Source organism: Paenibacillus sp. (genome assembly GCF_035645195.1).
Lineage (GTDB): Bacteria > Bacillota > Bacilli > Paenibacillales > YIM-B00363 > Paenibacillus_AE.
Genome location: NZ_DASQNA010000033.1, coordinates 119,953 through 146,030, shown reverse-complemented (window position 1 = coordinate 146,030; position 26,078 = coordinate 119,953). Strand labels below are relative to the sequence as shown.

General features: G+C 63.1%; 25 protein-coding genes. 4 read left to right on the top strand and 21 right to left on the bottom strand.

The features are described from left to right. Positions 1–24 precede the first annotated feature (24 nt). The 7 genes from rarD to VE009_RS18140 form a co-directional block, all read right to left on the bottom strand. The gene (gene rarD / locus VE009_RS18170) at positions 25–888 is read right to left on the bottom strand and encodes an EamA family transporter RarD (protein ID WP_325010020.1); all 864 of its coding nucleotides are present in this window, start codon (positions 886–888) and stop codon (positions 25–27) included. A 204-nt stretch (positions 889–1,092) separates the two neighbouring features. Beyond that, a complete protein-coding gene (locus tag VE009_RS18165; RefSeq protein ID WP_325010019.1) occupies positions 1,093–1,269 on the bottom strand; it encodes a hypothetical protein in 177 nt (58 codons plus the stop codon). A gap of 433 nt (positions 1,270–1,702) precedes the next feature. Next, a complete protein-coding gene (coaW, locus tag VE009_RS18160; RefSeq protein WP_325010018.1) occupies positions 1,703–2,557 on the bottom strand; it encodes a type II pantothenate kinase in 855 nt (284 codons plus the stop codon). Positions 2,558–2,694: 137 nt separating this feature from the next. Continuing rightward, complete coding sequence (locus tag VE009_RS18155) at positions 2,695–3,153, bottom strand: divergent PAP2 family protein (RefSeq protein WP_325010017.1); 459 nt, start codon at positions 3,151–3,153, stop codon at positions 2,695–2,697. A gap of 63 nt (positions 3,154–3,216) precedes the next feature. Continuing rightward, a complete protein-coding gene (locus tag VE009_RS18150; RefSeq protein WP_325010016.1) occupies positions 3,217–4,176 on the bottom strand; it encodes an alpha/beta fold hydrolase in 960 nt (319 codons plus the stop codon). Positions 4,177–4,209: 33 nt separating this feature from the next. After that, a complete protein-coding gene (locus VE009_RS18145) occupies positions 4,210–5,589 on the bottom strand; it encodes a S41 family peptidase (protein ID WP_325010015.1) in 1,380 nt (459 codons plus the stop codon). 59 nt (positions 5,590–5,648) lie between these two features. Further along, positions 5,649–7,076 (bottom strand): cobyrinate a,c-diamide synthase, encoded by a 1,428-nt coding sequence (locus VE009_RS18140; protein ID WP_325010014.1) that lies wholly within the window; start codon positions 7,074–7,076, stop codon positions 5,649–5,651. A 102-nt stretch (positions 7,077–7,178) separates the two neighbouring features. On the opposite strand from VE009_RS18140, the gene mgrA reads away from it, so the two are divergent. Beyond that, the gene (gene mgrA, locus VE009_RS18135; protein ID WP_325010013.1) at positions 7,179–8,177 is read left to right on the top strand and encodes an L-glyceraldehyde 3-phosphate reductase; all 999 of its coding nucleotides are present in this window, start codon (positions 7,179–7,181) and stop codon (positions 8,175–8,177) included. A gap of 64 nt (positions 8,178–8,241) precedes the next feature. Here the strand turns inward: mgrA and VE009_RS18130 are convergent, their stop codons facing one another. The 7 genes from VE009_RS18130 to hrpB all read right to left on the bottom strand — a co-directional run bounded on the left by VE009_RS18130 (position 8,242) and on the right by hrpB (position 16,290). Continuing rightward, entirely contained in the window at positions 8,242–9,474 is a 1,233-nt protein-coding gene (locus VE009_RS18130) for an aminopeptidase (RefSeq protein ID WP_325010012.1), read from the bottom strand. Positions 9,475–9,566: 92 nt separating this feature from the next. Continuing rightward, positions 9,567–10,616 (bottom strand): hypothetical protein, encoded by a 1,050-nt coding sequence (locus tag VE009_RS18125; protein WP_325010011.1) that lies wholly within the window; start codon positions 10,614–10,616, stop codon positions 9,567–9,569. Next, positions 10,603–10,854 (bottom strand): hypothetical protein, encoded by a 252-nt coding sequence (locus tag VE009_RS18120; protein WP_325010010.1) that lies wholly within the window; start codon positions 10,852–10,854, stop codon positions 10,603–10,605. Before VE009_RS18120 ends, VE009_RS18125 begins: the two co-directional genes overlap by 14 nt. A 622-nt stretch (positions 10,855–11,476) precedes the next feature. After that, a complete protein-coding gene (locus tag VE009_RS18115; RefSeq protein ID WP_325010009.1) occupies positions 11,477–12,601 on the bottom strand; it encodes a HAMP domain-containing sensor histidine kinase in 1,125 nt (374 codons plus the stop codon). Beyond that, entirely contained in the window at positions 12,591–13,283 is a 693-nt protein-coding gene (locus VE009_RS18110) for a response regulator transcription factor (RefSeq protein WP_325010008.1), read from the bottom strand. Before VE009_RS18110 ends, VE009_RS18115 begins: the two co-directional genes overlap by 11 nt. Positions 13,284–13,399: 116 nt before the next feature. Further along, on the bottom strand, positions 13,400–13,804 hold the full coding sequence (locus VE009_RS18105; protein ID WP_325010007.1) for a globin: 405 nt from the start codon (positions 13,802–13,804) through the stop codon (positions 13,400–13,402). Positions 13,805–13,821: 17 nt separating this feature from the next. Further along, a complete protein-coding gene (hrpB, locus tag VE009_RS18100) occupies positions 13,822–16,290 on the bottom strand; it encodes an ATP-dependent helicase HrpB (RefSeq protein ID WP_325010006.1) in 2,469 nt (822 codons plus the stop codon). 148 nt (positions 16,291–16,438) lie between these two features. Between hrpB and gluQRS the strand changes: the two genes are divergently transcribed. Beyond that, positions 16,439–17,398 carry a tRNA glutamyl-Q(34) synthetase GluQRS gene (gene gluQRS, locus VE009_RS18095; RefSeq protein WP_325010005.1) on the top strand — a complete coding sequence of 320 codons (960 nt, stop codon included), beginning with the start codon at positions 16,439–16,441 and terminating at the stop codon, positions 17,396–17,398. On the opposite strand, the gene VE009_RS18090 is transcribed toward gluQRS, so the two are convergent. Further along, on the bottom strand, positions 17,389–18,192 hold the full coding sequence (locus VE009_RS18090) for an MBL fold metallo-hydrolase (RefSeq protein WP_325010004.1): 804 nt from the start codon (positions 18,190–18,192) through the stop codon (positions 17,389–17,391). The two genes, gluQRS and VE009_RS18090, sit on opposite strands and share 10 nt — an antisense overlap. A gap of 168 nt (positions 18,193–18,360) precedes the next feature. On the opposite strand from VE009_RS18090, the gene VE009_RS18085 reads away from it, so the two are divergent. Both VE009_RS18085 and VE009_RS18080 read left to right on the top strand, forming a co-directional pair. Next, positions 18,361–18,747: a DUF1540 domain-containing protein gene (locus tag VE009_RS18085; protein ID WP_325010003.1), complete on the top strand. Its 387-nt coding sequence runs from the start codon at positions 18,361–18,363 to the stop codon at positions 18,745–18,747. Between the two features lie 5 nt (positions 18,748–18,752). Next, entirely contained in the window at positions 18,753–18,989 is a 237-nt protein-coding gene (locus VE009_RS18080; RefSeq protein WP_325010002.1) for a hypothetical protein, read from the top strand. A 72-nt stretch (positions 18,990–19,061) separates the two neighbouring features. On the opposite strand, the gene VE009_RS18075 is transcribed toward VE009_RS18080, so the two are convergent. The 6 genes from VE009_RS18075 to miaB all read right to left on the bottom strand — a co-directional run bounded on the left by VE009_RS18075 (position 19,062) and on the right by miaB (position 25,957). After that, complete coding sequence (locus tag VE009_RS18075) at positions 19,062–20,138, bottom strand: undecaprenyldiphospho-muramoylpentapeptide beta-N-acetylglucosaminyltransferase (RefSeq protein WP_325010001.1); 1,077 nt, start codon at positions 20,136–20,138, stop codon at positions 19,062–19,064. A gap of 90 nt (positions 20,139–20,228) precedes the next feature. Beyond that, positions 20,229–21,338, bottom strand: a complete 1,110-nt coding sequence (locus VE009_RS18070; RefSeq protein ID WP_325010000.1) for a Ger(x)C family spore germination protein — start codon at positions 21,336–21,338, stop codon at positions 20,229–20,231. Then, positions 21,319–22,449 carry a hypothetical protein gene (locus VE009_RS18065; RefSeq protein WP_325009999.1) on the bottom strand — a complete coding sequence of 377 codons (1,131 nt, stop codon included), beginning with the start codon at positions 22,447–22,449 and terminating at the stop codon, positions 21,319–21,321. The genes VE009_RS18070 and VE009_RS18065 overlap by 20 nt, the downstream gene beginning before the upstream one ends. Positions 22,450–22,458: 9 nt before the next feature. After that, positions 22,459–23,811 carry a spore germination protein gene (locus VE009_RS18060; RefSeq protein WP_325009998.1) on the bottom strand — a complete coding sequence of 451 codons (1,353 nt, stop codon included), beginning with the start codon at positions 23,809–23,811 and terminating at the stop codon, positions 22,459–22,461. Positions 23,812–23,970: 159 nt separating this feature from the next. Further along, positions 23,971–24,462, bottom strand: coding sequence for a RicAFT regulatory complex protein RicA family protein (locus VE009_RS18055; protein WP_325009997.1), 492 nt, complete (start codon positions 24,460–24,462; stop codon positions 23,971–23,973). A gap of 16 nt (positions 24,463–24,478) precedes the next feature. Continuing rightward, complete coding sequence (gene miaB / locus VE009_RS18050) at positions 24,479–25,957, bottom strand: tRNA (N6-isopentenyl adenosine(37)-C2)-methylthiotransferase MiaB (protein ID WP_325009996.1); 1,479 nt, start codon at positions 25,955–25,957, stop codon at positions 24,479–24,481. Positions 25,958–26,078 lie beyond the last annotated feature (121 nt).

Here is a 26,078-nt window from a genome sequence, read left to right as displayed (position 1 = left end):
CGCCCACCCCGATAGTTTTATTTTTTATCCCGCCGCCAGCTTCATTCGCCGCAGCGACGCTGCCGTGTACAGCGCCAGCGCGACCCAGATGAACGCGAAGCTCCACAGATGCGTCGACGTGAACGGCTCGCGGAACAGCAGTACGCCGATCGCCAGCGTCATCGTCGGCGATAAATATTGGATCAGTCCGATCGTCGTCAGCGTAAGCCGCTTCGCCGCCGCGGCGAACCAAAGCAGCGGCAGCGTCGTCGCCGCGCCGGACAACAGCAGCGCCCAGCCGGACGGCGATTCCAGCGGAGCGGCGGCGCCTCCCGCGAACGCCAAATATACGGCCGCCGCCGGCAGCGCGAACGCCGTCTCCCAGAACAATCCTTCCGCGGGTCCCGCGGCGGTTTTCTTCTTGACCAAGCCGTATAGCGCGAACGAGACCGCGAGCGTCAGCGCGATCCACGGCGGCTTGCCGTACGTCGCCGTCAAGGAGGCGACGCCGACGGCGGCCAGCGCGATCGCGGTCCATTGCACGGGCGTCGGCCTTTCCTTCAAGAAGAAAACGGCCAGCACGACGTTCATCAGCGGATTGATGTAATAGCCCAAGCTTGCTTCTACGACATGGCCGTACTTCACGGCATAAATAAAAATAAGCCAATTGACGCTGATCAGCGCCGAAGCGGCGATCATGGCGAGCAGCTCCGCTCTCGTTTTCGGTTTGACCGAGGCGAGCCGTCCCCGATTCGCCGCAAGCAGCAGAACGACGACGAACGCGAACGACCAGACGATGCGATGGCCGAGCAGGACGCCGGCCGACAGCGTATCGAACCATTTCCAATATAAGGGCAGCAAGCCCCATGCGACGTACGCCATCACGGCGTATCCAACCCCGAGTTTCAAGGTTTCTCCACTTCCCGTTCCGTTGTTCTAAGCTGTCTGATTTTATGCCGTCCTCTCGAGGCCGAGCGCCATGGAGGGGCGGCAAGTCTTCATGCGTCATTGTACCATATCTCGGGCGCGCCGGGACGCGCCGATTTTCGGCCGATAAGAACACGCGAGCGGCGCAGGGACCGCTGCGGGTCCCGGCGCCGCCGGATGTTTCGATTAGCTCAATTTTCGCACCGTGCGGACCGTCACTTCGACGTTCCACAGCTTAAATGCGAACGCCCGCTTCCGCGAAGGACGACCTTCCGTCTTCGCAAGACGCGCGATGCGCGCTTCTTTTTCCAATGCCATATGCTTTTCGGAGGCCAATTGCTCCGCGACGTACATCCATTCCATGATAACGTTCACCTTCGTTTTCTTGTTTTATTGTAGTACTTTACCAACGTTTGAGACGGGGACCATGCGGCATTCGGCGGCGTCATTGTTTCGGATTCTCGCATAATTTGATGATCGCTCCTTTCGTTTTTGGACGTAAAAAAGCCACGGCGAACATTCGTTCACCGTGGCTGAAATCCCATACTCTCAACAAGCGTGCGGCTGATTACCGAATCAGCGCCGCGCTTCCGGGTACGATGGAGCCAAGTGAAGCGAATGCAATTGTGTTCGGACGTGCGTTCATTGCGGCCGTTGCGATCGTCAACATGTTCCATCACCCTTTCCAAAAATTAGTTTGGGAATGTTTTCCCTTGAGTTACTATACGCCGTATGTCTTCCAGTGTCAACCATTATTTTCAAAACCGCCGTTTGCCCGTAGGCGCGCGTCAGGGCGTCAGCGCCCCTCCGGCCCGCAAGCGAGCGGCACCTGCGCATCGGCGTTTCGCGCCGACAGCAGCGCCCCGACCGCCCCGCTGAATTCCCCGTCCGGCAGCGTCAGCGAACGGGAGCCGCGAAGCTCCGTATACCCCGCCACGACGCGGCGCAGCAGCTCGTTGCGAACGAACGAAGAGCCGATGTACAGCACGCATGCCGCACCGCTCTGCCCGGCCGCATGCACGCTGACGGTCGCCACCGTCTCGCCGACGAGCCCGATGACCGACGCCAGCACATCCTCCTTGCGACGGCTCCCTCCCGTTTGCAGCCAACGCCCGAAATTGCTCGCCGTCAGCTCGCCCGGGATCGGCGGCGTCGCGCCTTCGTAAATATGGCCGACCGTCAAATCGATGTCGTCCCGGCTGCCCGCGGCGGCCAGACGGACGATCTCCTCGAAATCGTCGATGCCCGTCGTCAGCGCGGAGAGGCCGAGAATCGTTCCGCCGCCGACGCCCGTGCCGCCGACGCGGTAATGCGTATGCTCGTCCACGTAATGAATGGACGTCCCCGTGCCGACGTTCGTCAGCAGAAACGAGGGCAGCGCAATGCCTTCCCGGCAGAGCAGCCATTTCGCTCCGCTGCAGGTCGCCTCGAATTCGATTACATGGCCGGCTTCCCGCCGAATCAACGCTTGGAATAAGCCGGCCTTGCCTCCGGTAAGGCACAAATTTCCTCGCAGCGGCTGCGCATCCACCCATTCAGCCGCCTGCGTTAGGTCGGAGCTTCGAAATTTCCGGAACGATATCGCGCCGTCCTCGTGCTCGCAGGCGATTTTGACGAGCGTTCCCCCGGCGTCTACGCCGATATGCAGCAATGGCGATTGCAGAGCGTCCCCCTCCTCGACTTTTCGTATCTCTCTAATATGTAGCATTACTATAACACGACGTGTAGGGAGAAGGAAGCAGGCACAAAAACGAACGGCCCCCATTAAGGGGACCGTTCATTGCAACGTTATTTGCGCTCCAGCGCGCGGCTGAGCCATCCCGCGGCGATGCCGAGCAGCGCTCCGACCGCCACCTCCCGCGGAAGATGGCCGAGCTCTTCCTTCAGCCGCGCCCGCTTCTCTCGGTGGTACGTCCCGGGATGCTGGTCGGCCAGCTCTTCGACTCTGGCATCCAACTCGTTCAGCTCCACCGCCATTTCGCCGGCGCGGCGCCGAATGCCCATCGCATCATACATGACAATCAGTCCGAACAGCGCGCTGATGGCGAAATCGACGGCGGGTACGCCTTTCTTGAGGGCGATATACGTCGCCAAGGACGCGACGCCCGCGGAGTGCGAACTGGGCATGCCGCCGGTGCGGAACAGCGTCGACCAATCCCACTTGCCTCTTGCCGCGTACTCGATCGGCAGCTTCAACGCTTGGGCGGCAGCGATGGTGCTGAGGCCCGTAATCATCGCTCGATTCATCGGAAAACCACCCCCTTGGTAAGGTCGGTAGTTCGCCGTTCATTTATACGCCTCTAGCTGCCGTTATAACTTGGATAGGAACAAATACGCGTCGTCGTTAAAGCCCGGCAAGCCTTCGTGTCCGAAGTCCGGGTAAATGATATGACTTTTCGTCGAACGAATTCGATTGTATGCGGCGAACTGCGTCGACGGCGGGCAAATGTTGTCCATCAAGCTGATGCCCATCAGCACCTCGGCCTGAATGCGCTCCGCCAAATACTGCACGTCGATATAACCGAGCGTGCGGAAAATGTCGTCCTCCCGTTCGTGACGAGGATCGAACAGGCGGAAATACATGCGCAGCTCTTCGTACGCATCCTTCGCAAGATCCATTTCCCATACGCGCTTGTAATCGCTTAAGAACGGGAAGACGGAGACGCAGCGCTTGATGCGCGGCTCGAGCGCCGCGCAGACGAGGGCGAGCGCGCCGCCCTGCGAGCCGCCCTGCACGCCGATTCGCTCCGCATCGACTTCGGGCATCGACATCGCGACGCGGGCGAGCTGCGCCGTGTCAAGGAAGATGTGCCGGAACAGCAAATCCTTCGGGCCGGAATCGAGGCCGCGGATGAATTGGCCGCGCATCGTGTTGCCCTTGACGCCGCCGACGTCCTCGGACTTGCCCCCTTGTCCGCGGCAGTCCATGGCGAAGACGGAGAAACCGAGGTTGACGAGGCTCAGCTTATCGGACCAATCGCCCGAGCTGCCGGTGTATCCGTGGAATTGGAGCACGGCCGGATGCGGAGCGGATACGCCTTTCGGCCGCAAATATTTCGCGTAGATGCGAGCGCCGCGCACCCCGGTGAACGTCAGGTCGAAGCATTCGGCGTTCGGCGGCTGGAACGCGCTCGGCGCGATCAATGGCTCGGGCGCGGTCGCGTCGAGCTCCTGCAGCGCTTCGGCCCAATACGCATCGAAATCGTCCGGCTTCGGGCTTCTCCCCATATATTGTTTCAATTGTTCCAGCGGCATATCCAAGCTTGGCATCCTGTACTCTCTCCCTTGTACATTAAGATATATTTATTGGAATCGCTCGCGAACCAGCTTCGCCGCCTGTTCCAACTGGGTGTCGTTCGCCTGGATCGCTTCGCGCACATCCCCGATGATCGCCCGCGTCGTTTCCCCTTGCACGACGCCGGTCTGCTCGATGCCTTTGGCCGCTTGGAAGCGTCGGACGGCCCTAGTCGTGCCGGCATCGAAAAACCCGTCCTCCCGGCCCGGATCGAAGCCGATCGCCTTCAGCATCAGCTGTATCGTTTTGATATTGTCCGAGAACTCGTTCTCTTTCATCGTCACGTCGTCGCTGACGAGCGGCAGATTGGCGTAAGCCGGAAGCTCGACGACGACGTCCGGCGTCAGTCCGGTTTTGTGGATCGTGCCGCCGTTCGGCGTCAGCCACTCGGCCACGGTATATTTCATGCTCGATCCGTCCTGGAACGGCTGGTTCAGCTGCGCCGTCCCTTTGCCGAACGTGGTCGTTCCGACGAGCGGCACGTTCGCGGACTGCTGCAGCGCACCGGCGACGATTTCCGCCGCGCTCGCGCTGCCGCCGTCGACGATCGCCGCGATCGGCATGGCGCCGAGGCCGATATCGTTGTATTGGGATACGGTGATTTGCGGCTCGCGGCCCCTGCTTTTGAACTGGACGATCGGCTTGCCGTCCGGGACGAGCGTTTCGGCGATGCTCTCCGCCGCGTCCGTCAAGCCGCCCGGGTTTTGCCGCAGGTCGATGACGAGCCCTTTCATCCCTTCGTTCAGCAGTTTGCGAACCGCTTCTTCGTACTCCGCCGCGGTCGTCTCCGCGAACGAAGCGATGCGGATGACGCCGACGCCGTCCTCCCGCAGCTCGGAATACACCGTCTCCAGCGGAATGGTGTCGCGCACGATCGATACTTGCACCTGTTTGCCGTCGCGCACGATCGTCAGCTCCGCGGTCGTGCCTTTCTTGCCGCGAATGAGCATGACCGCTTCGTGCACTTCCATTCCTTCCAGGCTTTGGTCGCCGACCTTAATGACTTGGTCGCCCGGCTTCAGACCGGCCGCTTCGGCCGGCGAACCTTTGATCGGCGCGACGATCACGATGCGGCCGTCGATCTCCTCCATCGTCGCGCCGATTCCTTCGAATGAGGCGCTGATGTTTTGGTTGAAGGCGGCCGCTTCCTCCTGATCCATGTACGTCGTATACGGATCCTCCAACGCATGCAGCATGCCTTCGATCGCGCCGTCGATCAGTTTCGTCCGATCGACCGGCTCTACGTACCTTTGTTCAATCAGCTGCATCGCCCGCTCCAGCTTGCCGAGCTCGGACGTCGTCTCCATCTGCGCATACGTATACGCGGCTGCCCCGCCCGCGAGCGCGGAAGCGAGCATCGCGGGAATATAGCGAAATTTGCTGCCCATAGTCCTCATCCTTCGTTGTCGAGTCTGTCGCTTCGTCCATTATAAACGAATCCAAACCCTTAAATCGAATGAGGCGCCCCGGGCGCTCCCCCTTTGCGCGTAGCCCGATAGGCGGCGCAAGCCGCGACCCATCGTTCGGCTGCCCGCGGGTTGGAGGGCAAGTAGAAGTGCGTATATCCTGCCGCGACGTTCCAAACCGCGAATCCGTCCAAGCTCGCGCCGAATCGGCCGGCGCTTTCGTACAGCCGCGGGAAAGCGTCGGCCTCCACGATGCGCGAGTAATGAAATTCGTGCCCGCGAATCGACTCCCCCTCGGCGAGCAAAACGCAGTCCTGCTTGGCGGTCGCTTCCCGGTAGCCGATCGCCGCCAGCTTCGGCTGCATCGCGACGTCCGCCGGAACGATGCCCGCCATCGGATACTTTCGCCCCGAACGGTCGGTGATCGAGCGGCACAAATACATGTAGCCGCCGCACTCGGCGACGATCGGCAGCCCTCGCGGCGCTAAGGCGCGCAGCTGCTCCGGAAGCCGGCGGTTGGCGGCCAGCCGCTCCGCATACTCTTCCGGGAAGCCGCCGCCGAGGTAGACGCCGTCCGCCTCGTCGGGCAAGCCTTCCCCGTCGAGCGGCCGGAACGTAACGAGCTTCGCCCCGAGCCGCTCGAGCAGCTCCAAATTTTCCGGATAGTAAAAATGGAACGCCGCGTCCTTCGCCACCGCGATTACGGGCCCGTCCGCTTGCGCCGCGGCGCCCTGCCGCACCTCGCTCGCCGGAGCGGGCAGCGGCTCGGCTCCTCGCGCCAGCGCCAGCAGCGCGTCCAAATCGACGCCGCGTTCGACCGTTTCGGCGAGCCTGTCGAACCAGCCGGCCAGCTCGCCGCGCTCGACCGCCGGCACGAGGCCGAGATGGCGCTCCGGCGCGCCGAGCTCGTCGTCCGCGCCGAGCCAGCCGACGACCGGCACGCCGCATTCCGCCTCGACCGCCCGCTTGACGAGCTCGTAATGGCCGCGGCTGCCGCACCGGTTCGCGAGCACTCCCGCGATGCGGCCTCCCGCTCCGAACGTCCGGAATCCGTGCACGACCGCCGCCGCGCTGCGGGCCGTGCCGGACACGTCCACGACGAGCAGCACGGGAGCGGCGAGCACTTCGGCGATATGAGCGGTCGATCCGTCATCGGACTCGACGTCGCGCCCGTCGAACATGCCCATGACGCCCTCGATGATTGAGACGTCCGCGTCCGCCGCGCCGCGCTCGAACGTCTCCCGCACGCCGTCCTCGCCCGCGAGCCACGCGTCTACGTTGCGAGACGGCCGTCCGGTGACCGCGGTATGATACGTCGGGTCGATATAATCCGGCCCGCATTTGAACCCTTGAACCTTTAAGCCTCGCCGCTGCAGCGCGCGCATAATACCGATCGTCGCCGTCGTTTTGCCGACGCCGCTCCCGGTGCCGGCGACGACGATCCGGGGCCTCCGGCGTATTTCGTCCACCGCGTAACCCCTCCTTTTGGAAAACGTGTAGTGAAGTAGAGAACGTTTCCATATATAATGGATCATGTTACCTTAAATTCGCGACGGGAGGAACCCTGATTTATGGTATATTTCGCGAACCCCGCCCGCTACGACGGGATGGCGTACCGCCGCTGCGGCAAATCGGGACTGAAGCTGCCGGCGATCTCGCTCGGCATGTGGCACAACTTCGGCGGCGTCGATTCGTTCGAGAACGGACGAGCCCTCGTACGGAAGGCTTTCGACCTCGGCATCACCCATTTCGATTTGGCGAACAACTACGGTCCCCCGCCGGGCTCGGCGGAGGAAATGTTCGGCCGTCTTATCCAAACCGACCTCGCGCCGTACCGCGACGAGCTGGTGATCTCGACGAAGGCAGGCTACTACATGTGGCCGGGACCGTACGGAGATTGGGGCTCCCGGAAATATTTGATCTCGAGCCTCGACCAAAGCCTGAAGCGGATGAAGCTCGACTACGTCGATATTTTTTATTCGCACCGCCCCGATCCGGAGACACCGCTCGAGGAAACGATGGCCGCGCTCGACCAGGTCGTTCGTCAAGGCAAAGCGCTGTACGTCGGCATCTCCAACTACACGGCGGAACAAACGAGCGAAGCGATCCGCATCCTGCGCGAGCTCGGCACGCCGCTTCTGATTCACCAGCCGGCGTACTCGATGTTCAACCGTTGGATCGAGAACGGCCTGCAGCAAACGCTCGACGAGCACGGCGTCGGCAGCATCGCCTTCACGCCGCTGGCGCAAGGGCTGCTGACGAACAAATATTTGACCGGCGACATTCCGGCCGACTCGCGCGCGGCGAAGACGACGTCGCCGTTCCTGAACGCGAAGGACGTCACGGCGGACAAAATCGCCAAGGCGCGGCAGCTGAACGAGATCGCCGCCGCCCGCGGGCAGTCGCTCGCGCAGCTCGCCCTCGCTTGGGTGCTGCGCGGAGGCAAGGTGACGTCCGCGCTGATCGGCGCGAGCCGTCCGGCGCAAATCGAAGAGAACGTCGCCGCGCTGTCCAACTTGGACTTCAGCGATGAAGAGCTGCGGCGCATCGACGACATTTTGAATGCATAAATGCGAAAGCCGGCGAAACGGGGGGTTCCCCGTCTCGCCGGCCTTTTTTGCGCCGCTTTTGTCGTCAAATCGCCCAGTTGCCGTTCCGGAACAACGGCTCGCGCGTGCCGTCTTCCGCGATGCCGTCGATGCTCATGTCGGCGGAGCCGACCATGAAGTCGACATGCGTCAGGCTGTCGTTGAGCCCTTTCGCCGCGAGCTCCTCTTTGGACATCGTCTTGCCGCCTTGCACGGTGAACGCGTACGCGCTGCCGATCGCGAAATGGTTCGACGCGTTCTCGTCGAACAGCGTGTTGTAGAAAATCATGCCCATATCGGAGATCGGCGAGGCGTGCGGCACGAGCGCGACTTCCCCGAGGTAGGACGCGCCTTCGTCCGTCTCCAGCAGCCGCTTCAGCGTCTCTTCGCCTTGGTCCGCTTTGAAGTCGACGATTTTGCCCTCCTTGAACGTCAGCTCGAAGCCGTCGATCAAATTGCCCGCGTAATTGAGCGGCTTCGTGCTGCGCACCGTGCCGTTCACGCCGCCGCGCTTCGGCGCCGTAAACACTTCCTCCGTCGGCATGTTGGCGACGAACATCGTGCCTTTCTCGTTGATGCTGTCCCCCGCGACCCACAGATGGTCGTCGGCGAGCTCCACCGTCAGATCGGTGCCCGGCGCGGTATAATGCAGCGCGCGATACCTTTTGGCGTTCAAGTAGTCGCTCTTCGCCTGCAGCTGCTTCAGATGCTCCATCCATGCCGCGACCGGATCCGCCGCGTCCGCCCGCGTCGCCCGGAACACCGCCTCCCACAGCAGGTTCATGCGGCGCTCTTCCGGCTCGTTCGGGAACATTTTGTTCGCCCACACCTCGGACGGCACCGCCAGAATGCTCCAGCTGAATTTGTCCGTGCGCAAGCCGGCGTAAAAATTGTGCATCGCTGCCCGCATCGCCTTCGTCACCTTGGCGACGCGGTCGGGGTCGACGCCTTGCAGCAAATCCGGATTCGCCGAGACGAACGACAGGAACGCCGCGTCCCGCTCGATCAGCCGGTCGTAGTTGTGCGCGCGCAGCGACGGGCCGATGTCGAACGCGTCTTCCGGCGTCAGCTCGGTTCGAATCCGCGTCAGACCGTCGTCGTTCCATTCCACGTGCACGTACTTGGCGCCCGCCGCATACGCTTCTTTCGCCGCGAGCCGGACGAGCTCGAGCGCCGTCGTCGGCGCTTGAATGACGAGCGTCTGGCTAGGCTGCAAATTGACGCCGACGCGCACGCCCAATTGGACGTAATTATGTAAATACGTTTGGAATTGTTCCATGCTTATCGCCTCCTTCCCCTGTTATATCATAGGACGAGGCCCGAATGCCAAAAAGCCGCCGGCTCCTTTGGCGGGAAGCCGGCGGCAGCGGGTTATCGGCGAGGGCCGCCCCGGCTCAGCAGGGCGACGCCTGCCGCGAGCAGCGCGATCGAGGCGAAAATCGCTTCCGACCAGCGGCGGAATTCATAATGCCAATGGACGTTCGGCAGCAAGGCCGCCAGAGCGTCCAGCGCGATCCGGTCGATCGCCATGTACGCGCCGACGGCGATGAACGCCGCTCCGGCCCACCGCTGCGCGCCCGGAGTGAGCAGCGGCGCGTCGACATCCGCTGATTCCCGCGCCGCGCCGAACGCTCTCTGCCGGAGGTCGGCTAAGGCGAACGCCCACAGCGCCGGGAACACGAACGCGGCGATGCTCAGATTCAGTTCCGTCTTGGCGTACAGCAGCAGCAACGCGGCTCCCAGCAGCTGCAGCCCCTTGCCGGTTTCGCCCCGATACACATGTCCCGCTCCCGGGACGACCGAAAGCAATTGGGCGACGGCGGGACGCCCGCCGTTCGCCGCCGGCGCGAGCCACATCTCGGCCGCCGTCTCGTCCGCCGCGAGCGCGCCGAACTCCTTCCGGCGGAGCGATTCGGCAGCGTCGGCGGCGGCCGCCAGCATGAGCGCGGGCAGCGCGAGCCACAGCAGCAGCAGCGCGGGCTCGCCGAACATGATCGCGGCCGCAAGCGGCGCCGCGAGCGCGGCGAGCGCGGCGGCGAAGTACAGCTGTCCGCGCCGCGGCGCGCCGGCGTATGCATGGCCGGCGCCGGGAATCAGGGACAGCGCCGTCGCCAGCGCCCGATCGCGCTGCGCCGCATCCGCCGGGGCGGCGGCCGTCGCGGCGGCGCCCCGGGACAGCGTCAGCGCCATGTCGGCCATGTTCACGCACCAGACGACGATGACGCCGGCCAGCGCCAGGAAGAACAGCTCCGGGATGATGCGGCCCTCGAACAGCGTGACCGCGGCGAACAGCGCGGGCGGCGTCAGCGCCGCCCCGCCGTAAAGAACGGTTTTGATGTATTGGCCCCAGTACAAATGGCCGACCCCTGGGATGACCGCCAGCAGCAGGGCGATCGTCGGTTGTTTCTCATACGTTTGCATTTGCGAACCCTCTTTCCTTCGAATATAGTCGAATACACTGTTTAGCGGCGGCGGAGCGAAGCTTCCGCGTCCGCTCCTCCTCGGAAGCCGTCGGGAACGCTTCGTCCCGGAACAGATCGATCAGCGTCTCCTTCGACGCCAAAATCGCCCGGCGCTCGTCCGTCAGCACGTGCACGCAAGCGGCGAACACGGCGTGTTCGTACCGCTTCAGCAGCTTCAATTTTTCGTCGAATCGCACGGGTCCCTTCGTCACCTCGTTTGCTTGCGCGTCGTTCGATGGTTTTTACTTTACCGGACCGAGTTTAAGAACTGTTTAACGGAAATCATAAGATTTCTTAAGAAATGGATTCTTCATTCATGGGCGGTTCGAGGCGGGAATTGCGGAAGACCGGCTGCGGAAAAAATTGAACGGGTGCGGGCGAAATGCGGACTTCGGGGGATTTTGCGGCAGGAGAGGAGCGTAGAAGCAACTGCGAGGGCGAGGGTAGTCGGAGTAACTCCGACTTTTGGCGCCAAATCCGCCGCAGGGGCTGAATTAGTCGGAGAAACTCCGACTACTGGCGCCAAATCCGCCGCAGGGGCTGGGTTCGTCGGAGTAACTCCGACTATTGGCGCCAAATTCGCCGCAGGGGCTGAGTTCGTCGGAGTAACTCCGACTATTGGCGCCAAATCCGCCGCGGGGGCTGAGTTCGTCGGAGAAACTCCGACTATTGGCGCCAAATCCGCCGCAGGGGCTGAATTAGTCGGAGTAACTCCGACTATTGGCGCCAAATCCGCCGCAGGGGCTGAGTTCGTCGGAGTAACTCCGACTATTGGCGCCAAATTCGCCGCGGGGACCGATGCAATCGGAATACCTCCGACTACTCGCCGGCTTTCCGTTTCCGGACGGGCGGCGGGGCGGCGGGCAGCCTCACCCGAAACATCGTACTGCGCGCGTCGCTGAACGCGGCGATCGAGCCGCCGTGCTTCTCGACGATGCTCTTCGCGATCGCGAGGCCCAGCCCCGAGCCGCCGGCGTCCGCCGCGGCCGTCCGCGATTTGTCCGCCCGATAAAACCGGTCGAATATGTACGGCAAATCCGCCGCGGGGATCGGCTCGCCGTAATTGACGACGTCGACGACCGCCTCGTCGCCTTCCGAACGGACGGCGACGTCGACCCGCTTCCCGTCGCTGCCGTAACGAATCGCGTTCGTCAGCAAATTTTCGAACACGCGGACGAGCTTGTCCGGGTCGCCGACGACGAACGCCGGCGCTTCCGGGACCGACAGCGTCCCCTCGACGCCCGCCCGCTCCAGCTGAAGCCGATGCTGCGCGAGCAGCTCGCCGAGAAGCTCCGCGACGTTGAACGTCGCGCTGCGCAGCGGCAATCCGCCGTGGCGCATCCGCGTATACTCGAACAGATCGTCGATCAGCGCATGCAGCCGTTTCGCTTTGGCGTAAGCGATTTGTACGTAATAGCGCAGTTCGACCTCGTCTCGGTATTTGTCGTCGTCGATCAACCCGAGATAGCCGAGAATCGACGTCAGCGGCGTCCGCAGATCGTGCGATACGTTCGTAATCAGCTCGTTTTTCGTCTGCTCCGCGAGGCGCTCCTCCTCCATCGAGGCGCGCAGCCGGGCGATCAGCGAATTGATGTCGGCCGCGAGCACGCCGAAGTCGTCCGCCTGCTTCACGGGCACCTCGACGTCGAAGCGGCCCTCGGCGATGCGGCGCACGGAGGCGATCATTTCGCCGTAATATCGGTAGCGCCTCCATTGGAACCAAACCAAAATCGCGACGAAATAAAAGAGCAGGACCAGGACGGCCCACACTTCCGGAGGAAGCAGATCGAGCAGCAGCCGGATCAAACCGCCGACGATCATAAGGTCATAGGCGCCCGCCGCGAGCAGCGCCGTCGCGAACGTCAAGACGGCCGAGCCGAGCGCGCTGTATACGAGCTGCAGCATAAACTTGCGCACGAGCGCGCGAACGAGGTTATGCGTCAATTTTGTAGCCGACCCCCCACACGGTGACGATCATTTTATCGCCCGTCTCCTGCTCGAGCTTGTCCCGCAAATGGCTGATATGGACCATGACCGTATTGTTCGAATCGAAATACTTTTCCTTCCACACCTGCTGGAAAATGTCCTCGGCGCTGAACACCTGGCCGCGATAGCTCGCGAGCAAATGCAAGATGCCGAATTCGGTCGTCGTCAAATGGAGCGGCTTGCCGTCGACGTCCGCGCGGAACGTCCTCTTGTCGATGCGCAGCGGCCCGATGCGGATGGCGTCGTCCGGCGCGCTCGCCTCGGCCGACAGCCGGTACGCCCGGCGCAGCAGCGACTTCACCCGCGCGCTGAGCTCCAGCGGGTTGAACGGCTTTACCATGTAATCGTCGGCTCCGGTGAGTAAGCCCAGCACTTTGTCCGTGTCCTCGGCTTTAGCGCTAAGCATCAAGATCGGCAGCGCCCGATCCTCCCGGATGCGCCGGCAGACGGCCAGCCCGTCCAGCTTCGGCATCATGATGTCGAGCACGACCAAATGGATCGGCGCCTCCTCCTCCAGCTTCCGCAGCGCTTCTTCGCCGTCGTGCGCCTTCACCGTGTCGTATCCGTCGTTGCGCAAATAAATCTCGATCAAACCGGCGATGTCCCGGTCGTCGTCGACGATCAATATGCGATAGCTCACCCGGACACCTCCTTTCTTCCATTCCACTATACATGATCGTCGCCTGAAATGCCCCGCTTGCGGTGCAACCTTAAGAGATCTTAAGAAACAGCCTCGCAAAAAAGCGAACAGCCGCCTCAACGATCGAGGGGGCTGTCGTCTTCCTGCGTATTCACCATGTGGTGGGCGACCTGCGTCAATCGGCCGTAAACAAACTCTCTCGCCGGACCCTGCAGTCCGATGTCGTCCATCGCCCCGGCCATGCAGGCGAGCCACGCTTCGGCTCGAGCGGGCGTGATCGGGAACGGCAGATGCCGGTATCGCAGCATCGGGTGTCCGAATTCCTCGGAATAACGGGGCGGCCCTCCCAAGAACTGCGTCAGGAACAGCGTCTGCTTCCGCTTCACCTCGCGAATGTCGCTCGCGGCGAACAACGGCGCGAGCGACTCGTCCCGCACCACCCGATCGTAAAACTTGTCGACGAGCCGCGCGACCGTCTCTTCCCCGCCGAGCCGGTCCAATAAAGTTACGTCGTCTTCCAATGATCTCGACCTCCCAGTCAAGGGGCGGGCGCCGGCCGCGGCTTCGTGCCGCGCGTCGCGACGGCGGCGGTCGGATCGTCCGGCCAATAATGCTTCGGGTACCGCCCCTTCAAATCCTTCTTGATTTCGAAATACGTCTCCCGCCAAAAGTTCGCGAGATCCCGCGTAATTTGCACCGGCCGCTGGGCGGGAGACAGCAGCTCGATCGTCAGCGGCACCCGGCCGCCGGCGATGCGCGGCGTCTCCGCCCAGCCGAACAGCTCCTGCAGCTTCGCCGACAGCGACGGCGCGTCCGGATCGCCGTAATCGACCGCATGCCGCGAGCCGCTCGGCACGACGAGATGCGTCGGCGCCCACTCGTCGAGCTTGCGCCGCTGGTCCCACGTCAGCATCGATTCGAGGACGTCGACGAGCTTCAGCTTCTGCAGATCGCCTTTCGACTTCATACCGTACACATGCGGCCCGAGCCAATCGTCCAGCGCCTCGAGCAAAGCCTCGTCGCTTAAATCCGGCCATTCGTCGCCCGCATGCCGCCGCAGGAAGCGGACCCGGTCGCGCCATTGCTCGGCGGCGCGCGTCCACGGCAGCGCCGAGAGGCCGGTTGACGCGACCCCGGCGAGCAGCGCGGCACGGACGCGGTCGGGGTCGGGCGAAGCGAGCGGCGTCTCCTCCAGCACGAGCGCGTCGAACGCGATCCGGCGCCGCGCGCGGACGGACGCCGAAGCGTCGTCCCAATAGACGTCGTCCTCCGTCCGCAGCCGGTCCGGGAGCAGCCGCTTCAGCGCGTCGAGCTGCAGCGGCGCCGCCGATCGAATGCGGCTGTCGACGCCGGCGCCGTCCAGCTCGGCGATCGCGAGCAGCGGCTCGCGCGAGAGCGGCGTGTCGCCCGCGAATTCGGCGCCGCGGCCGTTCGCGAGCGTATACTTGCCGTTCGCGCGCCGCAGCGCGATCCGGTCGGGGAAGGCGAGCGCGAGCAGCTCGCCGGCATAAGCGGCGTCCGTGCCCGCACGGGTGATGCCGGCGTCGCGCATCCGGCGCGCCGCCTCTTCCCGCTGCCGCGCGGCGGCGGGCGAGGCGCCCCGGCGGAGCGCCTCTACCCGCTCGCGCATGTCGACGGACGCGCCCGTCTCCTCGCGCTCCTCCAGCAGCGCCGCCAGCTCGCAGGCGAGGTCGCCCCGCCCGAGCTCGACCGCGCGCAGCGTCATATGGGCGAGCCGCGGATGCATGGCGAGCTCGGCCATCCGCCGGCCCGCCGCCGTCGCGGCGCCGCGCTCGTCGATCGCGCCGAGCCGGCGCAGCAGATCCGTCGCCTGCTTATACGCGCCCTCCGGCGGCGGGTCGAGGAACGCGAGCTCCATCGGGTCCGCCGCGCCCCAGACGGCCAGCTCGAGCGCGAGCGGCGTCAAATCGGCCGCGGCGATGTCCGGCTCGCCGAACGGCGCGAGGCGCCGATGCTCCTCCTCCGTCCACAGCCGGTAACAGACGCCGGGCGCGACCCGGCCGGCCCGGCCGCGGCGCTGATCGGCCGACGCGGCGGTGACCGGCACCGTCTCGAGCGCGGTCAGTCCGGTGCGCGGCGAATAACGCGGCACGCGAGAGAGTCCCGCGTCGACGACGATGCGAACCCCTTCGACGGTGAGGCTCGTCTCCGCGATGCTGGTGGCGAGCACGACTTTGCGCTCGCCCGGCGGCGACGGCGCCACGGCCGCGTCCTGCGCCTCGGGCGGCATCGCCCCGTACAGCGGCGCGACGCGCACGCCAGACGGCAGCCCGAGGCGCGAGAGCTCCTGCGCCGTCCGGCGAATTTCGGCGCCGCCCGGCAGGAAGACGAGCGTATCTCCCTCCGGATGCCGCCGCAGCGCATCGACGACCGCCGCCGCCGTCCGGCGCTCCACGGGCGCGTCGCTGCGCCGGTCGGCGTACCGCGTCTCGACCGGGAACATCCGGCCGGCGCTGCGCACGATCGCGGCGCCGCCGAGCAGCGCGGCGACCGCGTCCGCTTCGATCGTCGCCGACATGACGAGCAGCCGCAGATCGTCGCGGAACAGCGCCTGCGCCTGCAGAGTCAACGCCAATCCTAAGTCCGCATGCAAACTCCGTTCGTGAAATTCGTCGAACAAGACGGCCGCGACGCCCTCGAGTCCGGGGTCGCGCTGCAGCCGCCGCGTCAAGATGCCTTCCGTGACGACCTCGATGCGCGTCCGCGGCCCGATCTTCGTATCGCCGCGCGTCACGTAGCCGACGGTCTCGCCGACGCGCTCCCCGAGCAGCTGCGCCATCCGCCGCGCCGCGCCGCGCGCCGCGATCCGGCGCGGCTCCAGCATGACGATGCGCCCGCCCCGCGCCCACGCTTCGTCCAGCAGCGCGAGCGGCACGAGCGTCGTCTTGCCCGCGCCGGGCGGCGCCGTCAGGACGGCGTTCGGCGCGGCCGCGAGCGCGCGGCGCAGCTCCGGCAGCGCGTCCTCGATCGGCAATCGTTCGGTCATGTTGCGTCGTTCCCTTCCTGCGTATCGTTGTTCATGAACCTTACCTTACACGAAACGATTCGACTTGGGAAGAGGTCCGCCCGGTTTGCGAACGCGCCGCCGGCCTCCGTATAATGAGCGTAGAACGAACGCGAAAGGATCGATGCTCATGACACGCGGCCGCTTCGCGCCGACGCCGTCCGGACAGCTGCATCTCGGCAATTTGTACGCGGCGCTCATGGCGTGGCTCGCGACGCGCGGCGCCGGCGGCGCATTCGTGCTGCGCATGGAAGATATCGACAAGCCCCGCTCGCGCCCGCAGTGGGCGGAGCTCATTCTTGAAGATTTACGCTGGTTCGGCCTCGATTGGGACGAAGGGCCCGACGTCGGCGGACCGTACGCCCCCTATACGCAAAGCGAGCGCGAGGCGATGTACGAAGCCGCGCTCGACGAGCTGCGGGCCAAGGGGCTGCTCTACCCGTGCTTCTGCAGCCGCGCCGAGCTGCTGGCGGTGGCGAGCGCCCCGCACGGCCTCGCGTCCGAAGGGCCGGCGTATCCGGGCACATGCCGCGGGCTCTCCGACGCCGAACGCAAACGAAGAGCCGAGGCCAAAGCCCCGGCTCTCCGCTTCGCCGTCCCCGTGGACGCGCCGATCTCGTTCCGCGACGGCGTCTTCGGCGAAGTCGTCTTCCCGCCCGGCGCCGGCGGCGACTTCGTCGTGCGCCGCGCGGACGGCGTCATCGCCTACCAGCTCGCCGTCGTCGTCGACGACGCCGCCATGGCGATTACCGACGCCGTGCGCGGCGCCGACCTGCTCGACTCGACGCCGCGGCAGCTGTGGCTGTACCGGGCGCTCGGCTTGACGCCGCCCCGCTTCGCGCATGTGCCGCTCCTGTGCGACGCGGACGGCGAACGGCTGTCGAAGCGCCAAAAATCGCTCGCCGCGGCGGCGCTCCGGCAAGCCGGGGCGAGCGCCGAAGCGCTCGTCGGACACATCGCCGCCCTCGCCGGCATTATCGACCGACCCGAGCCCGTGCGGCCGATCGAGCTGATTCCGCATTTTCGCCTCGACCGCCTTCCAAAGGAGCCGCTCCGCCTGCCCGCGGACGCGCTGCGCCCTTACGTTTGAGGCTTGCCGAGAAATTTACTTTGCTTCGGCACGGCGATCTCTTCGAAATGCTCGCTCAGCAGCTCCAAATACAGCCCGCAATCCATCTCCCCGACGATCGGCAGGCCGTGGCCCGGCACGGCGGCGTGCGGCCGCAGCGCCCGCAGCGCCCATACCGACATATGCGCGGCCTCCCAATTCGTCGTCAAATACGCGGGCGGGCCGTGCACGGCGCTCCGCTGCATCAGCACCGCGCCGAGCGACTCCTGCTCCACCGTCGTGAACGCGTCCCCGACGAGCAGCGTCCGGTCCGATTCGCGGAACAGCGAAATATGCCCGTCCGTATGACCCGGCGTCGCCACCCAGCGCCATTCCGGCAGGCCCGGCACCGAGCCGTCGGCCGGCAGCGCCTTCGCCGCGCCGCCGAGATCGATCGCCTTCGTCGGGAACAGCGGCGACAGCTTCGCGATCCAGCCCGGGCTGACCGTCGGATCCGGCGTCGGATACGCCGCCTTGCCCGTCACGTGCGGCAGCTCCCGTTCGTGCACGTATACCGGCGCGTTCCAGCGCCGCGAGAGCTCCCGCACGCTGCCCGCATGGTCCACATGCGCGTGCGTCAGCACGATGCAGGACGGGGATCCCTGATACCCGAGCCGCTCCTTCGCCTCCCGTTCGATCGCGTCCGCCGAATACGGCAGCCCCGTGTCGACGAGCGCCCACTCCCCGCTGCGCGCGCCGGGCTTTCCGAGAAAGACGACGTTCACCATCAGCAGCCTTTTCCAAAACACGTCCCTTGCGATGCGTTCCGCCCTCATGTTATAACGCTCCTCTCATGTCTGTTTCCGTCGATTTACCGATTAGGATAGCCGAACCGGCTCCGGATTATTTGGCCGGCGTCCCCGCATTTGCGCAACTCAGGATTATATTCGGTTCCGGTTCAGGGAACGATACGACTATCTACTTTGGAAAGCGAGGGATCGGCAGTGCCTGAGGTGAAATGCGTCGTCAACACGTGCACGCACTATTTGTACGGCGACCGCTGCGGAGCGAAAAACATCGATATCGTGCATGAGGAAGAAACGAAAATGTCCATGATCGTCGAGCAAACGATGTGCAAATCGTTCGCCCACGCGAGCAGCTTGGCGAACTATCTCGGTTCCGCGGACAACATCAACGTCGCGGGCACCGTCATGGGGCTCGTCAACCCCGCGTATCAAGTGAACCCGAGCGTCATGTGCACGGTGTCCTCCTGCGAGTATTGGGGAGAAGGCGCGATTTGCGTCGCGAAGGCGATCGAAATTACAGGCCGCGACAGCAACGAATGCCAGGACACGAACTGCCAAACGTTCGAAAAGCGTCAGGGGGCGTAACCAGAATGGAATACGAAATGAAAGTGAAGGAGCTCGACGAAGGAACGAACTATCCGATCGACGTGCTGGCCGGCATGACCGGGCTCGGCTTCGATACGATCCGCAAGCTCGAGTCGCAGGGCAAATTCTCGTTCAAGCAAAACGAGCGCGGCGAGCAGACGGTGAACGGGAAACAATTCCTCGATTGGGCGAAATCGGTCGGCAACAAAATCGAAGTGGAAAAAACCGATTACACGCATTAACCCGAAAAAACCTTCGCTCCGAGCGGCGCGCGGCAACAAAACCGCGTATCCGAAAGGGCGAAGGTTTTTCGATTACGAGCGCCCGCGCGCCGCGTCGTCGATAAGGCCGATCAGCTGACGCAGCGGTTCCCGCTCGGGTTCCCGCTCCATGGCGGCAACATATTGTTCGCGCCGCTCGTACAGCTCCCGCACCGCCGTTACGAACGTCTCCCCCGTGAGCTCCTCCTCCGGCAGCACCCGGGCGAAGCCGCGGCTTCGGAAGCTTTCCGCGTTCGCGATCTGGTCGCCGCGGCTCGCGGCGAGCGACAGCGGAATGAGCAGCATCGGCTTCTTCAGCGCCAAAAACTCGAAGATCGAGTTGGACCCCGCACGCGAGACGACGACGTCGGCGGCCGCCAGCAGGTCGGGCAGCTCGTCGGTCACGTACTCGAACTGCCGATAGGAGCGGGAATCGAGCGCCGGCTCGACATTGCCTTTGCCGCACAAGTGCACGATTTGGAACATATCGGTCAATGCCTCGAGCTCGTCGCGCACCGCCCGATTGATCCGCTGGGAACCGAGGCTGCCGCCCATGACGAGCAGCACCGGCTTCGAGCGGACGAAATCGAGTCGCGACAGTCCCCTCGTTTCCTCCCCGCGGAACAGCTCCTCGCGAACGACCGCTCCGACGTGGACCGCTTTCGCGGCGGGCAGATGCTTCGCCGTATCGGGGAACGTCGTGCACACCTTGGCGGCGAGCGGAATGGCGAGCCGGTTCGCGAGCCCCGGCGTCAAATCGGATTCGTGAATGATAGCGGGAATCCGGTTCAGCCAAGCGCCGGCGACGACCGGCACCGACACGAACCCGCCCTTCGAAAACACGACGCTCGGACGAATGGCGGCGAGCAGCCGATACGCCTGCCAGACGCCCTTCATGACGCGAAACGGGTCCTTCACGTTGTTCCAATCCATGTACCGCCGCAGCTTGCCCGTCGCGATCGCGTGATACGTGACTTGCGGGACGTTCGCGACTAACTCCCGTTCGATGCCTTTCGCGGAACCGATATAATGAACGTCCCAGCCTTCCCGGACGTAATGCGGCATTAAGGCCAAGTTCACGGTCACATGGCCGGCGGTCCCTCCGCCGGTGAACACGATGGATCGCTTCATAAGCCTTCCCCTCCGCCCTCTGTTTCTCGATGCTGCGATACGCCAAACATTTACATTATAGGCGAACGCGGCGAAAAAGCACAACGCCGCTTATTCGATGACGCCCGTCGTTTCGAGGGTCACCCGTACGTTAGCGTCGAACGTCAGCTTCGGGTACAGCTTTTTCCACTCCTCCCATTCCGTTTTATTGTTCGTGTGTTTCGCGCGATATCGCAGGCCGAAGCCGATCGGATCGACGCCCGCCGTCCGCATCATTTCGAGGAAGGCGACCAATTCGCGGTTCATCCGCCGCTCGAGCTCCCGCTCGTACGGCCCTAGATCGTCCAGCTCCGCGTTCGCGGGCACCGTTTCGAGCGTCCCGAGAATCGTACCGCCGACGCGGACTCTCGGCGGCGACGGCTTCGCGTCGAGCTCGTACTCCAGCTTGATTTCTTCGGCGGTGACCGAAAATTCGTTCTTCCCTTCGCCGGCCGCGAGCGTCGCCCGTTCGGAGCGGTTGAGCAGCATGCTGTATAGCGCCGTTTCCTGCGGGTTCAGCTCCAGCTTCGCGCCGTCCTTTTCGATCACGTACGCTTTCTGAATGGCGAACTGCTTCTCGAACGGCTCGATGATCGGCACGACGGGATCGATGCCCCTCTCATGCAATCTACGAAGCAAATCGAATAAAAATTCGGAAACGATATACGGCGTTTCGGTGCCTTCGTCGCCGAACGCGATAAAGAACGATTCGGACGGCAAGTTCTCGAACGGCGGCTTCAGCTCCAGCACCGTCCTCGCGTCGGGCCGCGCCGCGGCCACGTAAGCGATTTTTTGGATATCCCGCCGGCGGAAAAACCAGTCCATCGGGCCGAACCAATCCCGTTTCGCGAGCTTGTCGCCGATCAGGACCATCTTCATATGGCCGAAGTCGAATTCTTTGTCGACCTGCGATTTCATGAACGCGACGGCCGACGCGATCGAATCCGACTGCTTGCTCAGCACCACGAATTCGTTCTTGGCCGCCTTCGGATCGGCTTGCGGCAGCGCCAGCTTCAGCAGCACCTCGTATTTGTAGCCGCCTTTGCCTTCGTCAATGCCCATCGTCACGACGAAAAACCGCTTGTCGATGTCTTTGTACCCGTTAAAGCCGGCGCCCGCGAAGAGCAAGAGCGCAAGCGCGAGCGCCGTTTTGGCGATGGCTTCAATGCGATACGGCTTCATCGCTTCCCTCCGTTCGGTCCGACTGCCGCTCTTTGTACGCCGCCCAAGCGAGCACCGCCAGCACGAGCAGCACGTTCGGCACGTACATCCAGAGCCACGCGTCGGCCGCGTCCCGAATCAGCGCCAGCCCGGAGCGATTCTCGAGAACGATGACGGCCGCCGACAGCGCGGCCAATATCGCGTACGGGAACAGCGCCCGAAGCGACGGCGAACGGATGAAGCGCGGCAGCAGCGGCTTCGCGTGCTCGAGCCCGATATGCCAAAAAATGAGCAGGGACATGACGCTGATCAACACATAGGCGAGCAAAAACACATACAGCACCCTTTCGATGAAGCCGTACGTCAGACGGAGCGAATCCGCGGTCACGAACCACGGATACGTCAGCTCCGCCACGCCGTCCGCGCCGTGGAAGCCGACGGGCAGCAGGAACGTCAGCAGCACCTGAATCGCCCCGATCGCCGCCAGCGCCAGCAAATATCCGGGCTTCTTGACGTTCGGCGCGATGGCGCGATTAAACACGGTCAGGCTCATAAAGCCCGACATCATAAACGCCGCGGCGCTGAAGGAGAGAAGCGAAGGCAGCTCCGCGAAATGGCCGGCGACTTCCCACATGCTGTCCGTCATAAGCGTGTTGCTGAACAGCGCTTTAAACAACACAAGTACGAGCAGCGGGACGGAGATGAGCAGCATGATCTCCAGCATATACAACAGCTTGACCGACGGTTGATTGACGAACAGCACGACGACCGCCAGAAACAGAACGAGCGCCTCCGTCGGCGTAAAGTCCGGATTGATGAACCGCTTCGTTACTTCGGATATGTACAGCAGCGCCACCGCGCCGCCGATAAACCAGAAGGCGGACTGCAGCAGCACGAGACCCGCCGCGGCCGCCTTCGGCAGCGAATCGAAGGCGATTTCCGGGAATCCTTGATTCGGGAACCGGGCGAACAGCTTCGTGAAGACGAAGATGAAGACTCCGCCTATGGGTATGGCGAGCAGCAGCGCCGGCACGGCGCCGTCGAACCGATGCTCGAGCAGCGTAATGCCGGCAAGCGGCACGATGTTGGACAACATGTTCAGGAACAGTAAATACGCGTAATATCGGTTCATAACGTCCCCCTACGCGGCCTTGCCGTTTTGCCGCTGCGTCGCTTTCTCCGCGCGGTCGTCGTTCTCGAACAGCTTCAAATACGGCTGGCCGAAGCTGTCGAGCGACACGAGGTACCCGACCATGGCGACGAGCCCGAGAACGATGCCGAGCAGGCCGAACATCGCCGATAGCAGCAGCAGCGCATATTTCGCGACGCGCAGCGCGAAGCTCATCGAGTTGACCGGCACGACGAAATTCGAAATCGCGACCGTCGCGACGATGATGATCATAATGCTGCTGACGAGTCCCGCCTCCGTCGCCGCCGTCCCCAAGATGAGGCCGCCGACGGTCGTCGCCGTCGAGCCGATCGACTTGGGCAGTCGGATCGACGCCTCGATGAGCAGCTCCATCGCGATCAGCATGAACAGCACCTCGAGGAACGCCGGATACGGCACCGCCACGCGGCTGCCCGCGATCGACAGCGCGAGCTGCGCACGCAGCACTTCGGGATTGTAGCCGGCCACGGCGACGTAGCCCGCGGGAAGCGTCAGCGAGACGAGCAGCGAGACGTAGCGGAGCACCGCGAGAAATCGCGTGATGAAGTATTGTTGGTATAAATCTTCCATCGACGCGAAGAAATCGTAGAACGTCGCCGGCGCGATCAGCGCGAACGGCGTCCCCTCCATGAGCACGACGACTTTCCCTTGCGTAATGTTGAGCGCCGCGCGGTCCGGCCGTTCCGTAATCATGAGCTGCGGGAACAGCGTCCGCGTCGGCTGCCCGAGCAGCTGCGCCATCTGTCCCGCCGATTGCACGACCGGCAGGTTGATGTTTTTGATCCGTTCCTTGATGTCGTCGACGAGCTTCGGATTCGCCGCCGCGCTGTCGTACAGCAGCGTCAGCGCCGTCTGCGTCGCCTTCCCGACGGTCGCCCCTTCCACCATCAGCGACGGGCGCGTATACCGCTGCCGCAGCAGCGTAATATTCGTGCCGATGTCCTCGCTGAAGGCGTTCTGCGGCCCTTGAATGACCGTTTCGACCGTCGCCTCGCGGATCGCGCTGTTCGGAAATTTCCGGAAATCGATCAAATAGACGTCCGTTCCGATGAGAAGCAGCGCATAGCCTTCGGACATGAGCGCGGCCGTCTTCTTCGCGTCCTTCAGCGCGACCTGCCGCGGCATGCTTTGGACGTAATCGACGAACGTGTCTTTCATATCGGTGCTGTAGAACGGGTGGATGATGAGCTCGAAAATTTTTTGCTCGTCGGCGACCGTCAGCATATACATGAGCGTCATCTCCGCCTGCTCCCGATGCAGCCTGCGGTGAATGAAGTCCGATGCCCCTTTGAACTGGTCCGCCACGACTTGCGGCAAATCCTGCATACCCAGCGGCTCCCTTCTGCCGTTTCCTTGATCTGGATTAGTATGAGGACCGCGGGGGCATCTCATGCAATGCGAACGCGTCCAAAACGAAAAAAACGACGCCCCGGCTCGGAGCGTCGTTCCTAATCGCTATTCGGTTAGCCTTGTCTGCCGCCCGCTTCAGTCGCTGCAGCTGCTGCCCGCCGCGGCGGGAGCCGTATCGTCCAGCGCGATATTCTCGGACAGCGTATCGCGAATGATGTTGAACACGAGCTGCAGCGTGTAGTTCAAATCGGCTTGCGTCTGCCGGAACTGCGTGACGATCGGGTAGTCGTCGAGCTTGTTCTGCAGCTCGTCGATTTCCGCTTCGATCTTCTTCACCATGTCCGCGTTCTTGAACGTCGTCTCGAACGCGACGATTTCTTTCTGCTTCTTCTTGATCTGCGCGATCAATTGTTGAATTTCTTGATGTTCGTTGACGCGTTTTTCCGCCTTGCGGTACAAATCCGCTTCCTCGGAGGACGACAGCAGCTCGGCGACTTCCTTCGCCTTCGCCATAATGTCCTCCCGCACCAGCAAATCTTTAATATCGTAGCTCTTCATCGGCTTGCCTTCCGGACTGCAGGCGTGTCCCCCGTGTCCGTCGTGCCGATACAGATGAGAATGGGCCATGAGTATGAACGCTCCTTTACATATTGGCAGCCGCGGGCGCATCCGCTCCGGCTAGTTCGCCTTTCATATACCAAGTCATCGGCTCCGTCACCGTCACGTGGACGAATTCGCCGATCAGCTCCTTCGGACCTTGGAAATGGACCAGCTTGTTGGCCCGCGTGCGGCCGCTGAGCATATCCGGGTTGTTCTTGCTCTCGCCCTCGACCAGCACCTCGACGACTTGACCGCGGAGCCGCTCGTTCGCCTCTCGGCTGATTTCGTTCAGCGCGTCGTTCAATCGAAGCAGGCGGTCCTTCTTCACGTCCTCCGGAATGTCGTCGGCCATGGCGGCCGCCGGCGTTCCTTCCCGCGGGCTGTAGATGAACGTGTACGCGGAGTCGTAGCGGACTTCTTTGACGAGCGACAGCGTCTCCTCGAACTGCTCCTCGGTTTCGCCCGGGAAGCCGACGATGATGTCGGTCGTCAGCACGACGTTCGGAATCGCGCGCTTGATTTTGGCGACGAGCTCGAGATACTGCTCCCGCGTATATTTGCGGCTCATCTTCTTAAGCACTTCCGTGCTGCCCGACTGGACGGGCAGGTGGATATGCTCCACGAGGTTGCCGCCCTTCGCGAGCACTTCGATCAAATGATCGTCGAAATCGCGCGGATGCGAGGTCGTAAACCGGATGCGCGGAATGTCGATTTTGCGGATGTCGTCCATCAAATCGCCGAACCGATAGTCGATGTCTTCGAAATCTTTGCCGTACGCGTTCACGTTCTGCCCGAGCAGCGTCACTTCCTTGAAGCCTTGCCGCGCCAGCTCGCGCACTTCCGCGATGACGTCTTCCGGCCGGCGGCTGCGTTCCTTGCCGCGCGTGTACGGCACGATGCAGTACGTGCAGAACTTGTCGCAGCCGTACATGATGTTGACCCACGCTTTCATGCCTTCGCGCTTCTTCGGCATGTTTTCGATAATGTCGCCTTCCTTGGACCACACTTCCACGACCATCTCTTTGGCGTAGTAGGCGTCCTGCAGCAGCTTCGGCAGGCGATGAATGTTATGCGTACCGAAAATGAGGTCGACGTGCTGATGCTTCGTCAGAATGCGGCTCACGACGCCTTCCTCCTGCGACATGCAGCCGCATACGCCGAGCACGAGGTTCGGCTTCTCGGTTTTGAGCGATTTCAAATGGCCGAGTTCTCCGAACACTTTGTCTTCCGCATTCTCCCGAATGGCGCACGTATTCAGCAGAATGACGTCCGCCTCGTACTTGTCGTCGGTCGAGGCATAGCCCATCGCTTCCAGCATGCCTTTCATCGTTTCCGAATCGTGCTCGTTCATTTGGCAGCCGTACGTGCGGATCATGTATCGTTTGCCTTCTCCGAACCGCGACAGCTCCTCGGGAATGGCGAAATCGTAAAGCACTTGAACGTCTTCTTTCCCGCGCTTCTTCGCATCCTTGTAAGAAGGCGGCTGGAAATATTTCGAGTAATCTTTCGTCGTTGTCGTCATCGATCCTCACCTCGAATGCAAGCGTTTATCTATTTGAGTATGAATCCTTCATTTCGGACAGTCATTAAATCATTATAGCATAAAACGATCCGATAGCTAAACATACTAAGAGGGAAGTTCG